We start from the raw sequence: 13,202 nt of genomic DNA on the forward strand, positions 1-13,202 counted from the left end.
GGGCTGGGGTCGGGTCGCGGCGGGACACGCGCGTCGTGCTTCGCTGCGCCACGGCGCTCGGGCTGCCACGCTGGGCACGTGGACCCCTCTTACGACCTCATGACGCGTGTGGCCTGCGAGTTCATCGGCACCGCGATCCTCATCATCCTCGGCAACGGGACGGTCGCGAACGTCCACCTCAAGGGCTCGAAGGGGTACCGCGGCGGCTGGTCGCTGATCGCGATGGGCTACGGGTTCGGCGTGATGATCCCGGCGCTCATGTTCGGCGGGGTCAGCGGCAACCACATCAACCCGGCGTTCACGGTCGGCCTCGCGGCGTGGGGCCTGTTCCCGTGGGCGCAGGTCGCGCCGTACGTGATCGCGCAGCTGTTGGGCGCGATGGCGGGGCAGCTCGCGATCGTCGCGACCCACAAGCCGTACTACGACCTGACCGACGACCCGGACGACATCCTCGCGACGTTCTCCACGGTCAACGCGGCGCGCTCGCGGCTCAACGGCTTCGCGAACGAGCTGCTCGGCTCGGTGGTGCTGTTCTCGTGCGCGCTCGCGATCGTGCACTCGCCGCTCACGAGGGACGAGCCGGGGCTCGCGCACCTCGCGCTGGGCTTCCTGGTCTGGGGTCTCGTCGCGGGGCTCGGCGGCCCGACGGGTCCGGCGCTCAACCCGGCGCGTGACCTGGGCCCGCGCATCGTGCACGCGCTGCTCCCGCTGAAGCACAAGGGCAGCTCGGACTGGCGCTACGGCTGGGTGCCGGTCGCGGCGCCGATGCTCGCGGGGCTCGTCGGCGTGGGCGGCTGGAAGCTGCTGCTCGGCTGACCGTCAGTCGACGGGCTCGAGCACGAGCAGGGGGATGGTGCGCGAGGTCCGCGTGACGTACGCGTCGTAGTCGGGCCACACCTCAACGGCGCGCGCCCACCACGCGTCGCGCTCCTCGCCGGTCGCCTCGTGCGCGACGTAGTCCTTGCGGACGGGCCCGTCCTGCAGCTCGACCAGCGGGTTCGCGACGACGTTGTGGTACCAGGCGGGGTGCTGCGGTGCGCCGCCCATCGACGCGACGACGGCGTAGCGCCCGTCGTGCTCGACGCGCATGAGGGCGTTCTTGCGCAGCTTGCCCGACGAGGCGCCCACGGTCGTGAGGACGACGACGGGCTTGCCGTTCAGCGTGGTGCCCTGCGTCCCCCCGCTCGTCTCGTACAGCTCGACCTGCTCGCGCGTGCGCTGCGACGTGCTGGGCTCGTACTCTCCGGTCAGCGGCATGCCAGCGGCAACGACCGCGCGCGCCGCGGGTATTCCTGGTGGGTCCGCCGGCGCCGGGGTGCACAATGGCGACGCCCGGCAGGGACGGCTGCGGGCGCGCCCGGACGGCACGAGCACGCCGCACGAGCACGGACGAGCACGCACGAGCACGCACGAGCACGGACGAGCAGGGACGAGAGGGACGCGGATGCACGGCATCGCAGGCTGCGAGGTGGCCGCTGCGGCCTGCTCGGGCCACGGCGCCCCGCGCGTCGCCCCCGCCTGACCCGTCGCACGAGCCGGCCGGTCGGGACCAGGGCGGCGCACCGTCGTCGTGCCCACCACCGCCGCACCCGCGCCGTCGCGCGCCCGGCGGGACCCTGACCGGAGATCCCCATGGAACCCCTGACCGACAAGCAGATCCGCGCGTCCTTCGTGAACGCCTCGCGCCGGGAGGCGGCCCAGGCCGTGCTGCCCGTGCTCGACGAGCTCGACTGGGACCGCCTCGACTACCTGGGCTGGCGTGACCGCAAGGCGCCGCTCGTCGCGTACGCGGTGGTGCCGGTGGACGGCACACCCGTCGGGGTGCTGCTGCGCTCGACCGACGCCAAGGAGCGCATCCGCCGCCGCGCGGTGTGCGCGTGGTGCGAGGACGTCGTCGTGACCGACGACGTGAGCCTGTACGTGGCCCGACGAGCGGGTGCGGCGGGCCGGCGCGGCAACACGATCGGCACGCTCATCTGCACGCACTTCGCGTGCTCGCGCAACGTGCGGCGTCCGCCGACGCGCACGGAGGCGGGCGACGACGCGCAGGAGCGCCGCGAGCTGATCGTCGCTGCTCGGGTCGCGGGGCTGCGTGAGCGTTCGGCGCGGTTCGTGGCCGAGGTGCGGCGCGACGCGTGACCCGCGCGGCGCCCGGACCGTCCGTCAGCCGGCCCGCTGGTCAGCTGGTCCGCCGGCTCAGGTGGCTGCGAGGTCGCGCGCGCGCAGCAGCACGGCGTCGAGCATGGGCGGGGTGAGCCGGCCGGTGAACGTGTTCTGCTGGCTCACGTGGAAGCACCCGAGCAGCGTGAGCGCCTGCTCGCCACGGGTCACGACGACCTCGCCGCCGTGCGCGAACCGCGGCGCGGGCCGGGGGACGGCCCAGCCGAGGTCGCGCAACGTGTCGAGCAGGGCCGCCCAGCCGAACGCGCCGAGCACCACGACGACGCGCGGGTCGACGGCCGACAGCTCGCGTGCGAGGAACGGTGCGCACGCGCGGCGCTCGTCGGACGTGGGCGCGTTGGCGGGCGGTGCGCAGCGCACGGGTGCGGTGGTCCGCACGCCGGTGAGCCGCAGGCCGTCGTCGGCGCTCACGGACGTGGGCTGGTTCGCCATGCCGACCCGGTGCATCGCGGCGAACAGGAAGTCGCCCGAGCGGTCGCCGGTGAACATGCGGCCGGTGCGGTTGGCGCCGTGCGCGGCGGGTGCGAGGCCGACGACGAGGATGCGGGCGTGCGCGTCGCCGAACCCGGGGACGGGCCGGGCCCAGTACTCCTGGTCGCGGAACGCGGCGCGGCGCTCGCGGCCGACCTGCTCCCGCCACGCCACGAGCCGGGGGCAGCGCCGGCAGACGACCACGTCGGCGTCGAGGTCGGCCAGCGCGGGGGAGCGGGCCGCGTCCGGGTCGCCCGGCGGGACGGGTGGCGCGGTCACCGGAACCGGTCGGGGTCCCCCGCGCCCTCGCGGACGACCTCGGGGGAGTCGGAGGTCCAGTCGACGACGGTGGTGGGCGTGGTGCCGCAGTCGCCCGCGTCGACGACGGCGTCGAGCTCGTGGTCGAGCTCCTCCTTGATCTGCCACCCCTCGGTCATGGGCCAGTCGTGGCCGGGCATGAGCAGGGACGACGACAGGATCGGCTCGCCGAGCGCGCGGACGATCGCCTGCGCGACGGCGTGATCGGGGATGCGCACGCCCACCGACCGCTTCTTGGCGTGCGCGAGGCGGCGGGGACCTCGGGCGTGGCCTGCAGGATGAACGTGTACGGGCCGGGGGTGGCGGCCTTGATCGCGCGGAACGCGCTGTTGGGCAGGTGCACGAGCTGGCCGAGCTGCGCGAAGTCGGCGCACACGAGCGTGAAGTGGTGCTTGTCGTCGAGGTGCCGCAGCCGGCGGATGCGTTCGGCGCCCTGCGCCGAGCCCATCGTCGTGCCGAGCGCGTAGCAGGAGTCCGTGGGGTAGGCGATCACGCCCCCGCCGCGCAGGACGTCGACCGCCTGCGCGACGAGGCGCGGCTGCGGGTCATCGGGGTGCACGTCGAGGTACCGGGCCATGGTGCCCACCGTAGTCCCGGGCGGGATGGCACGCCGGTCGAGCCGGACGGCTGCCGAGGCCCTGACCAGGACCTTCGTCGGACCGGGGGAACCCTGAGCGGCCCGTGGGGTGACTCAGGGGTGCATCCGGGGGAAAACCCCATCGACCGGGGGGCACCCGGGGACGAGGATCGTCGTCGTGACCACTGACATGCTTCCCCCTGACCCCGCCACGGTGATCGCGTCCGCGCGCGGCCTGGTCAAGACGTACGGCCGCGGCGACACCGCGGTGCACGCCCTCGCCGGGATCGACGTCGACTTCGAGCGCGGTCGGCTGACCGCGACGATGGGCCCGTCGGGCTCCGGCAAGTCGACGCTCATGCACTGCATGGCCGGCCTCGACAAGCCCACGGACGGGACCGTGACGGTCGACGGCGAGGCGGTGTCCTCGATGTCGGAGCGGCGCCTGACCAGGCTGCGTCGCGACCGCCTCGGCTTCGTCTTCCAGGCGTTCAACCTGGTCCCGACGCTGACCGCGCTCGAGAACATCGTGCTGCCCCTCGACATCGCCCGCCGCCCGGTGGACCCCGACCACCTCGACGCGGTGGTGCGCGCGGTGGGTCTGCAGGACCGCCTCGGCCACAAGCCCGCCGAGCTGTCGGGCGGTCAGCAGCAGCGGGTGGCGTGCGCGCGTGCGCTCGTGACGCGTCCGGCGGTCGTGTTCGCCGACGAGCCCACGGGCAACCTCGACTCGACGTCCGCGCGTGACGTGCTGGGCTTCCTGCGCCGCAGCGTGGACGACCTGGGCCAGTCGGTCGTCATGGTGACGCACGACCCGGTCGCCGCGTCGTACGCGGACCGTGTGCTGTTCCTCGCCGACGGCCGGATCGTCGACGAGCTGCTGGCGCCCACGCCGGACTCGGTGCTGGAGCGCCTGGGCCGGCTCACGCGTCAGTCCGCGCCCGCCGAGGTGGTGTGATGCTGCGCGTCACGCTGCGCGGGGTCCGGGCGCACGCCGTCCGGTTCCTGCTCTCGGTGCTGGCCGTGGCCCTCGGGGTCGCGTTCGTCGCGGGCACGTTCAGCCTGCGCACGATGATGTCGAGCACCTTCGACGGGATCGTCGAGGCGTCCGCCCCCGCGGACGCGTACGTGCAGGGCGCGACGCAGGTCGCGGGTGGTGAGGCGGGGTTCAGCGTCGGGGAGACGCGCACGCCCGTGCCGCTCGCGCTGGCCGACGAGCTCGCCCAGGTCGACGGGGTGCGCTACGCGCTGCCGGACGTCGCGGGCTCGATCGTGCTGGTCGGTGCGGACGGCACGGCCGTGCAGTCCACGCAGGCGCCGTCGTTCGGCGTCGCGTTCGACGACCGCGACCCGTACCTCGACCTGGTCGCGGGTGCGGTGCCGCAGGGGGCCGACGAGGTCGCGCTCGAGTCGGCGACGCTCGAGTCGTCGGGCCTGGCGATCGGTGACACGACGCGCGTCGTGATCGACGGCGGGGTGCGCGAGGTGACGGTCGTCGGCCAGGTGGACCTGGGCGGTCCCATGGCGGGCGCGACGATCGTGCTGCTCGACCCGGCGACCGCGGAGGCCGCGTACGCGCCGGACGGCACGGTCGCACAGATCGCGCTGCACGCCGAGCCCGGGTACGACGAGGCGGCGCTCACCGCCGCCGTCGCGGACGCGCTGCCCACGCTCGCGGGCGGCGACGACGCGCGGGTCGTGACGGGCACCGAGTTGCGCGACGCGCTGCAGTCGGACATCGACGAGATGCTCGGCTTCGTCACGACGTTCCTGCTGATCTTCGCGGTGATCGCGCTGTTCGTCGGCGCGTTCATCATCGCCAACACGTTCGCGATGTCGGTGCGCCAGCGGGTGCGCGAGTTCGCGCTGCTGCGTGCCGTGGGTGCGTCGCCCGGTCAGGTGTTCACGGTGGTCGTCGGCCAGGCCGCGATCGTCGGCCTCGTCGGGGCGGCGCTCGGTGTGCTCGGCGGGCTGGGTCTGGTCTCGGCGCTGCGCGTGGTGTTCGCGCAGATGGGCATGGACCTCACGGCGGACATCCCGCTGTCCACGTCGAACGTGGTGGGCTGCCTGGTGCTCGGCACCGTGGTGTCCGCGGTCGCGTCGGCGTTCCCGGCCCGCACGGCCGCGCTCGTCGCGCCCGTCGAGGCGATGCGTGGCGACATCACGGTGCACGAGCGCTCGCTGCGCCTGCGCGCCGTGCTCGGTGCGGCGGTCGTCGCCGCGGGTGCCGCGGCGGTCGTCGCCGCGGTGCTGCGGCCCGCGTCGGAGGCGGCCGACGCGCTGCTCGGCACGGGTGCGGCGCTCGTCCTCGTCGGCGTGCTGGTGGCGTCCCCGACGCTCGCCCGCGCGTCGATGCGGGTCCTCGCAGCGCCGTTCGTCGCGCTGCTGCGGCCCGTGGGGCGGCTCGCGCGCGGCAACGTGGTGCGCAACCCGCGCCGCACCGCGAACACGGCCGGTGCGCTGACGATCGGCATGGCGCTCGTGGGTGCCGTGTCGGTGATCGCCGCCTCCGCGCAGGCGTCGCTCGCGAGCGTCGTCGAGAGCTCCACGGACGCGGACCTCGTGCTGCGCTCGGCGACGTACGTGATCCCCGAGGGTGCCGCCGACGACGTCGCGGACCTGCCCGAGGTGGGGCGTACGGCCGTCGTCGCGTTCACCCTCGCCGGTGTCTCGCCGAGCCCGGGCGTCACGCCGACGCCGCAGGACGCGGGCGGCGTGGTCGCGCTCGGGGAGGGCGTGCTCGGCTCGACGCTCAAGGTCGACGTGGCCGCGGGTGACACCGCGGCGCTCGCGGACGACACCGCGCTGCTGAACACGGACTTCGCGGGCGACGACTGGTCGGTGGGCGACACCGTCACGGTGAGCACGGCCGCCGGGTCGCGTGACCTGCGGGTCGGTGCGCTGTTCTCCAGCCAGGTCGTCGGCTCGTCGGTGGTCGTCACGCCGGCCGTGCTCGACGAGCTCGCGCCCGGCGAGGCGCAGCAGATCGACACGGTGTTCGTGGACGCGGCGGCCGGCGTCTCGCCGGACGCGCTGCGTGCCGCGGTGACCGACGCGGTCGCGCCGTACGTCGTGGTGTCCGTGCAAGACCGAGACGAGTTCGTGGACCAGATGGCCGCGCAGGTCGACCAGCTGCTGGTGATCCTGTACGCGCTGCTGGGCCTGTCGCTCGTCATCGCGGTGCTGGGCATCGTGAACACGCTCGCGCTGTCGGTCATCGAGCGGACCCGGGAGATCGGGCTGCTGCGGGCCGTGGGGCTCGGGCGGCTGCAGCTCGCGGGGACGGTGACCGTGGAGTCGGTGCTCACCGCGGTGTTCGGGACGGTCGTCGGCCTCGTCGTCGGCGTCGGGCTCGCTGCCGCGCTGCCCACGGTCTACGCGGAGGACGGGCTCGACCAGCTCGTCGTCCCGTGGGGCGGGCTCGTGACGATGGTCGTGCTGGCCGTGGTCGTGGGGGTCGTCGCGGCGCTGTGGCCCGCGACGCGCGCGGCCCGCATGCGGGCGCTCGAGGCGATCGCCTCCGAGTGACGCACACCGAGCCGGGTCGTGGCGTGCGCAGCGGGCGCCGCGACCCGGCTCGCACCCGCGTGACGGGTGCGGGTTACTCGTCGGACGAGGCCTGCGTGGGTGGTTCGCGGAGCGCCAGCACCTCGGCCTCGCGGTAGCGCCGGTGCCCGCCGAGCGTGCGCACCGCGGAGAGCTTGCCGGCGCGCGCCCACCGCGTCACCGTCTTCGGGTCCACCCGGAAGTAGGACGCCACCTCGGCGGGGGTGAGGAGCGTCTCGGTGTGATCGTCCTGGTGGTGCTGCTGCTGCGGCATGGGTGCCTCCTTGCAACCGTTTCGCGTGGCAACTGGTGCACCACGCTGCCCTGATCGCACGGTTCGTGCACTTCGTGCCCGCCGGGTTCGCCCGAACGTACCAGCGGCCGCCTGCACCGCCCCGGGGCGGTTCGCCGCACCCCGCCCGCGTCAGGCCGTGACCAGGTGGTCCGGGCAGACCTCGTACGTCCCGGGCGCGACGGTGAGCTCGGCACGGCCGCCGGTCAGAGAGCGCAGGTCGAGCACGTACCGCGTGAGCTCGGACTGCGGCACGTCCGCCTCGATCACCACGCGCCCGTCGTCGAGCGTCGTCGTGGTCGTGATGCGGCCGCGCCGGCCGGACAGGTCGCCCATGACGTCGCCCTGCACCGACGGCGGAACGGTCACGCTGACGTGGTCGATCGGCTCGAGGACGACCGTGCCCGCGGCGGCGAGCGCGTCGCGCAGGCCGTTCGCGGCGGCCGTGCGGAACGCCATGTCGGACGAGTCCACCGAGTGCGCCTTGCCGTCGTACACCTCGACGCGCAGGTCCACCACGGGGTAGCCGTGCGGACCGCCGTGCGCCATCGCCTCGACCACCCCGCGCTCCACCGCCGGGAGGTAGTTGCGCGGGATCGCCCCGCCGACCACCGAGTCGACGAACTCGAGGCCGGCACCGTGCGGCGCGGGGGAGACCCGCAGGTGCGCGACGGCGAACTGCCCGTGCCCGCCGGACTGCTTCTTGATCTTGCCCTCGGCCTCGACCGGGCGGCGGATCGTCTCCCGGTACGCCACGGGCACGGGCGACGTCGACACGTGCACGCCGAACACGCGCGCCAGACGCTCGAGCGCGACGGCGAGGTGCGTGTCGCCGAGCCCGCGCAGCACCGTGCGGTCCGACGAGCGGTCGACGAGGAGCGTCGGGTCCTCCGCCACGAGCCGGGTCAGCGCGGCGGACAGGCGGTCGTCGTCGGACTGGGTCACGGGCTCGAGCACGAGCCCGTACACCCCCTGCCGCGGACGCACCGCGGGCGCCGACATCGCGGCGCCCGGTCCGTTGCGGTCGGCCAGCAGCGAGCCGCTGGGCGTCCCGGTGAGCTTCGCCACCGCGACCACGTGGCCCGCCTGCGCCTCCTCGACGGGCAGGTGCTCCTTGCCGCGCAGGCGGAACACCCCGGGGACGCGCTCCTCGGTGCGGGTCGTGGTGTTGACGAGCCTGTCGCCCGCGCGCAGCGTGCCGGACAGCACGCGCAGCAGCGTGACCTGCCCGACGAACGGGTCGGCGACCGTGCGGAACGCGTGCACGAGCACCGGGCCGACCGGGTCGACCTGAACCTCGACGGGCGTGTCGCCCGCGAGCACGTGCGCGGGCCGGTCGCTGGGTGCGGGTCCGAGCTCGCACAGCAGGTCAGCGAGCCGGTCGACGCCCACCTGCGTGACGCCCGAGACGACGAGCACGGGGAACGCCTCGCCGTCGCGCACCTCGTGCGCGAGCGTGCGCTCGAGCTCGTCGGCCGACGGCTCCTCGCCGCTGAGGTATCGCTCGAGCGCGTCGTCGTCGTGTGACACGATCTCCTCGGTGACCTCGTCGTGCAGGCGGTGCTCCTCGTCGGCCACGTCGTCCGGGACGGGACCCGTCGAGTGCCGGCCGTCGGGCGTGTACTCGAGCCCCTCCTGCGCGAGCACGTCCGCGACGCCGTGGAACGCCTGCTCCTCGCCGAGCGGCAGCTCGACGGGCACGAAGCCGTCACCGAACGCCGCGCGCAGGTCCTCCAGCACGTGGTGGAAGTCCGCGCGCGCCTTGTCCTCCTTGGTCACGACGACCATGCGCGGCACGCCCGCGGCCTCGGCGAGCCGCCAGGCGACGTGCGTCCCCGGCTGCACGCCGTCGACCGCGGAGACGACGACGAGCGCGAGGTCCGCGACCGCGAGCGCCGCGTCCACCGCGCCCACGAAGTCCGCCGAGCCGGGGGTGTCGAGGAGCGTCACGTCGTGCAGCGCGCCGTCCGGCGTGGTCCACGTGAACGGCAGCGAGGACAGCGTCAGGGAGATGCCGCGCGCGATCTCCTCGGGCTCGTGGTCGCTGACCGTCGAGCCGTCCTCGACCTTCCCGGGCCTCGGGATCACGCCGGCGCGGTGCAGGAGCGCCTCGGTGAGGGTCGTCTTGCCCGCGCCCGAGGCTCCCACCAGGGCCACGGTGCGGATCCTGGGCGTCGTTGCCTGGTCCATGCTCGTCTCCCCGGCCGCCAGGCGGGTGCGAGGGCGGTTCCCACGGTGATCGTCGGCGACCTGGGCCCACGATAACGACGCACCCCCGGTGCCGTCAGGACGTCGGTCCCTGGGCGCCGGGGGTGCGTGCGTACGGAGTGCGGCGGTCGGTCAGGAGGCCCACAGGACGTCGACGACGAACACCAGCGTCGAGTTCGCGGGGATCTTGCCGTTCTCCTTGTCCCCGTAGCCGAGGTCCGGCGGGACGACGAGCAGCACCTGGTCGCCGACGTGCGTGCCGACGAGGCCCTGGTTCCAGCCGTCGATGACCTGCGCGTTGCCGATCGAGGAGACGGGGAACGGCTGGCCGTTGGCCCAGCTGGAATCGAAGACCGTGCCGTCCCAGAGCGCGCCGTGGTACTGGACGAGGATGTTGTCGCCCTCCTCGACCTCCTTGCCGGTGCCCTTGATGAGGGGCTGCACGACGAGCTCGGTCGGGGCGTCGGCGGTCGCGGCGGTGAGCGTCGGGGCGCCGTCCTCCGCGAGCTCGACGGTCGGCAGGCCCTCGACCGGTGCGACGGCCTCGCCCCGCGCGCGCGAGCCGATCTTCTGCACCGGCTCGAGCACGTACACCTGCGTCACGTCGCCCGAGACGAGCGCGAACACGACCTGCGCGCCGAGCTTCTCGCCGACCAGCACCTCGTCGAGCGCGGGGATGCCGCTGCCGTCCTCGGCGACGCTCCACGTGCCCGTGGCCTTGTCCTGGTAGGTGCTGCCGAGCTTCTCGCCGTCCTCGCCGTTCACGGCGGTCAGCTGGATCTCGAGCGTGTCGCCCGCCGCGATCGCCTCGCCGTCGCCGGGTGTCGCGACGCGTGCGACGGCCGCCGAGACGGAGAACGGCGTGCTGGGCAGGGTGATGGTGGGCTCGCTGCCGGGCTCGCCCTCGACCTCGACCTTCTCGAGCGCGGCGACGTCCTCGGCGGAGGCGGTCGCGGGGGCGGTCGGCGCAGCGGTCGCGTCGGTGTCCGCGGTGGTCGTCGCGGTGGGCGTGGCGTCCGGTCCGTTGTCGTCGTCGCTGCACGCGGCGAGCGTGAGGGCGAGCGACGCCGCGATCGCGGCGGCGGCCAGGCGGCGGTGGGGCGTGCGGCGCACGGTGAGCTCCGGGGGTCGGGGAGCCGCCGCAACGGCGACGACCCACGAACGGTACGCGACTCGGCTGGGAGGTGTCTGGGCGTCCCGCCCCGCAAACGGTTCGTACCGGTCCGCGTGGGTTCAGGTGCGAGTCGTGACCGGGGAGCCGACGAGCGCGCGCTTCGGCAGGCGGCGGTCGAGCAGGATGATGACGAGCCCCAGCGCCGCGAAGCCCACGCCGTACACGAGCACGTTGAGCAGCAGGCCGCCCCACCCGAGCTCGCCGAGGTCGATGAAGCCGTACGGGTAGCCGAGGTCCCACACGGTGCCGCGCACGGTCGTGACCACGACGTACGCGACCAGGTACGTCAGCCACCACCACGCGTACCGCCAGCGCATGCGCCGGTGCGGGTCGAGCAGCAGGAAGTCGAGCACCGCGAGCACGGGGTTGAGCTGGTGCTCGACCTGGCCCGCGGTGAGGCCGAGCGTGAGCGTCGGGGCGTCCGCGGCCTCGGGCTCGAGCACGAACGCCGCGACGAGTCCCGTGATCGCCAGGAAGAGCGTCACGCCGCCCTTGAGCCACCCCGGCGGCTGCGGCGCGCGGCGCAGCGACGCGATCCCCGCCCACGTCATCACGACGGCCAGCAGGAAGCCGGACTGGTTGGTGAAGTACAGCAGGCCGTCGAGCTCACCGTGCAGCCAGATGTCGCGCGTCCCCATGAGCGCGAGGTACACGACGAAGAACCGGAACAGCGCGACGACGACGTCCACGTGACCTCCTGGGCGGCTCCTGGTCGGCGGCGGTCGGCACCGGCGCCGACGCGGACGTCAGCGTGCCACCGCACGCCGGGCGCGCGCACCGCGCCGCGCCGCTCGTCGTGCCCCTGTCGGTGGGGGTTCGTAGGGTTCGGTGCGTTCGTACCGGTGGGCCACGACCTTCAGGAGGACGCATGGCGGCGCTGCGGTTCGGGATCGTCGGGAGCGGCTGGCGTGCCCAGTTCTTCGCGCGGGCGGCGCGCGCGCTGCCGGAGCGGTTCGCCGTCACGGGGGTGGTGACGCGGTCGGCGGAGCGTGGTGCGCAGGTCGAGCGAGAGTGGGGCGTGCCGACGGTGCGCACGGTGGCGGACCTGCTCGCGGCGCCCGACCGGCCCGAGCTCGTCGTCGTGTCCGTGCCCTGGCCCGTGACGCCCGAGGTGACCCGCGAGCTCGTCGCCGCCGGCGTCCCGGTGCTGGCCGAGACGCCGCCCGCACCCGACGTCGCCGGGCTCGAGAGCCTGTGGGCGGACGTCGGGGCGTCGGGGCTGGTGCAGGTCGCCGAGCACAGCCCGTTCATGCCCGCGCACCAGGCTAGGCGCGCGGTCGTCGAGGCCGGGCTGATCGGCGAGCCGACGAGCGTGCAGGTCTCGTCCACGCACCTGTACCACGCGGTCGGCCTGATCCGGTTCCTGCTGGGCGTGGGCCGCGGACCCGCGACGGTGCGGGCGCAGCGCTTCACCGCGCCCCTGCTGGACCCGGTCGCGCGCGACGGCTGGACCGACGCCACGCAGCCAGCACCGGCGGGCACCGTGCTCGCGACGCTCGACCTCGGCGGCGGTCGCAGCGGCCTGTACGACTTCACCGACAACCAGTGGCACAACCCTCTGCGCACCAACCGGGTGGTCGTGCGCGGCTCCCACGGGGAGGTCGTCGACGCCGCCGTCACGTGGTGGGGTGGCGACCGGACCGTCCTGACCAGCCGCGTCGACCGGCGCACGAGCGGCGTCGAGCAGGACCTCGACGGCTTCGACCTGACGCACCTGAGCCTGGGGGAGCGCGTGCTGTACCGGAACCCGTTCGTCGGGACGCGGTTCGCCGACGACGAGCTCGCGGTCGCCCACCTGCTCGCGGCGTGCGCGTCGTGGCTGCACGACGACGGCCCGCAGCCCTACCCGCTCGCGGACGGCATCCACGACCACCGGCTCGGCCTGGCGATCGGCGAGGCCGCCGAGACCGGCCAGGCCGTCACGCTCCCGGTGCCGCCCTGGGCCTGAACGTCCGGATGCGCGATCCGCGAGCCGGTGCGAGCGTCGAGGGAGGGCCGGTCGTCGGGCGACGACCGCGACCTGCCGGGAGGTGCGATGGCTGTCACCGCGTTCGGGGATCTTCCCCTGGCCGACCGCGACCGTGAGTGGGACGGCGCGGCCGCCGAGAAGCGGGTGCGGGAGTGGGCGAAGGCCCAGGACGGGCCGAACGAGCGGTACCGCGACGCGCACGTCTGGTACGACGCGGACTCGAAGGAGAACTTCACCGCTTACAAGCTGCTCATCGCGGACGTCGTGGACGGACGGCTCAGGGCGGTGCCGCGTGGCGTGTTCGCAGCGGCGGCCGTGATGCAGGGATCACGCGGCGGCGTGGACGTCCCCGCCACGGACGTCGACCGCATCAAGAGCCACCTGGCCGAGTACTACGCGAAGCTCGACGAGACCCCGCCCTGGGAGTCCTGACCGGAGCAGGCGTCGGGGCGGCTGCCCGGACCTG

The 13,202-nt window shown here is 74.3% G+C and carries 12 protein-coding genes and 1 pseudogene; 6 read left to right on the forward strand and 7 right to left on the reverse strand.

Annotated features, from left to right (window positions below; translation table 11 throughout):
* Nucleotides 1–78: 78 nt before the first annotated feature.
* Nucleotides 79–816 (forward strand): MIP/aquaporin family protein, encoded by a 738-nt coding sequence (locus tag CBP52_RS14765; RefSeq protein ID WP_232514518.1) that lies wholly within the window; start codon nucleotides 79–81, stop codon nucleotides 814–816.
* A 3-nt stretch (nucleotides 817–819) separates the two neighbouring features.
* Here the strand turns inward: CBP52_RS14765 and CBP52_RS14770 are convergent, their stop codons facing one another.
* The gene (locus tag CBP52_RS14770; protein ID WP_094181594.1) at nucleotides 820–1,257 is read right to left on the reverse strand and encodes a nitroreductase family deazaflavin-dependent oxidoreductase; all 438 of its coding nucleotides are present in this window, start codon (nucleotides 1,255–1,257) and stop codon (nucleotides 820–822) included.
* Between the two features lie 375 nt (nucleotides 1,258–1,632).
* Here CBP52_RS14770 and CBP52_RS14775 point away from each other — a divergent pair, with 375 nt between their 5' ends.
* Nucleotides 1,633–2,139 (forward strand): FBP domain-containing protein, encoded by a 507-nt coding sequence (locus tag CBP52_RS14775; protein ID WP_094181595.1) that lies wholly within the window; start codon nucleotides 1,633–1,635, stop codon nucleotides 2,137–2,139.
* A 57-nt stretch (nucleotides 2,140–2,196) separates the two neighbouring features.
* On the opposite strand, the gene CBP52_RS14780 is transcribed toward CBP52_RS14775, so the two are convergent.
* Nucleotides 2,197–2,931, reverse strand: coding sequence for a uracil-DNA glycosylase (locus tag CBP52_RS14780; protein WP_094181596.1), 735 nt, complete (start codon nucleotides 2,929–2,931; stop codon nucleotides 2,197–2,199).
* A pseudogene (locus CBP52_RS14785) lies at nucleotides 2,928–3,547 on the reverse strand (L-threonylcarbamoyladenylate synthase). Before CBP52_RS14785 ends, CBP52_RS14780 begins: the two are co-directional and overlap by 4 nt.
* Before the next feature lie 190 nt (nucleotides 3,548–3,737).
* On the opposite strand from CBP52_RS14785, the gene CBP52_RS14790 reads away from it, so the two are divergent.
* Nucleotides 3,738–4,505, forward strand: coding sequence for an ABC transporter ATP-binding protein (locus tag CBP52_RS14790; protein ID WP_094181597.1), 768 nt, complete (start codon nucleotides 3,738–3,740; stop codon nucleotides 4,503–4,505).
* The gene (locus tag CBP52_RS14795; protein WP_094181598.1) at nucleotides 4,505–7,075 is read left to right on the forward strand and encodes an ABC transporter permease; all 2,571 of its coding nucleotides are present in this window, start codon (nucleotides 4,505–4,507) and stop codon (nucleotides 7,073–7,075) included. The genes CBP52_RS14790 and CBP52_RS14795 overlap by 1 nt, the downstream gene beginning before the upstream one ends.
* Nucleotides 7,076–7,148: 73 nt before the next feature.
* Here CBP52_RS14795 and CBP52_RS14800 read toward each other — a convergent pair whose 3' ends face one another.
* The 4 genes from CBP52_RS14800 to CBP52_RS14815 form a co-directional block, all read right to left on the reverse strand.
* Nucleotides 7,149–7,367, reverse strand: a complete 219-nt coding sequence (locus CBP52_RS14800; RefSeq protein WP_094181599.1) for a BldC family transcriptional regulator — start codon at nucleotides 7,365–7,367, stop codon at nucleotides 7,149–7,151.
* 150 nt (nucleotides 7,368–7,517) lie between these two features.
* Nucleotides 7,518–9,575 (reverse strand): elongation factor G, encoded by a 2,058-nt coding sequence (locus CBP52_RS14805; RefSeq protein WP_094181600.1) that lies wholly within the window; start codon nucleotides 9,573–9,575, stop codon nucleotides 7,518–7,520.
* A 150-nt stretch (nucleotides 9,576–9,725) separates the two neighbouring features.
* Nucleotides 9,726–10,706 carry an FKBP-type peptidyl-prolyl cis-trans isomerase gene (locus CBP52_RS14810; RefSeq protein ID WP_094181601.1) on the reverse strand — a complete coding sequence of 327 codons (981 nt, stop codon included), beginning with the start codon at nucleotides 10,704–10,706 and terminating at the stop codon, nucleotides 9,726–9,728.
* Between the two features lie 120 nt (nucleotides 10,707–10,826).
* Nucleotides 10,827–11,456 (reverse strand): Pr6Pr family membrane protein, encoded by a 630-nt coding sequence (locus CBP52_RS14815; RefSeq protein ID WP_094181602.1) that lies wholly within the window; start codon nucleotides 11,454–11,456, stop codon nucleotides 10,827–10,829.
* Nucleotides 11,457–11,635: 179 nt separating this feature from the next.
* Here CBP52_RS14815 and CBP52_RS14820 point away from each other — a divergent pair, with 179 nt between their 5' ends.
* Together CBP52_RS14820 and CBP52_RS14825 are read left to right on the forward strand one after the other, a co-directional pair.
* Nucleotides 11,636–12,715 carry a Gfo/Idh/MocA family protein gene (locus tag CBP52_RS14820; RefSeq protein WP_094181603.1) on the forward strand — a complete coding sequence of 360 codons (1,080 nt, stop codon included), beginning with the start codon at nucleotides 11,636–11,638 and terminating at the stop codon, nucleotides 12,713–12,715.
* Nucleotides 12,716–12,802: 87 nt separating this feature from the next.
* A complete protein-coding gene (locus CBP52_RS14825) occupies nucleotides 12,803–13,168 on the forward strand; it encodes a hypothetical protein (protein WP_094182421.1) in 366 nt (121 codons plus the stop codon).
* Nucleotides 13,169–13,202: the final 34 nt, after the last annotated feature.

Source organism: Cellulomonas sp. PSBB021 (assembly GCF_002240455.1).
Taxonomy (GTDB): domain Bacteria; phylum Actinomycetota; class Actinomycetes; order Actinomycetales; family Cellulomonadaceae; genus Cellulomonas; species Cellulomonas uda.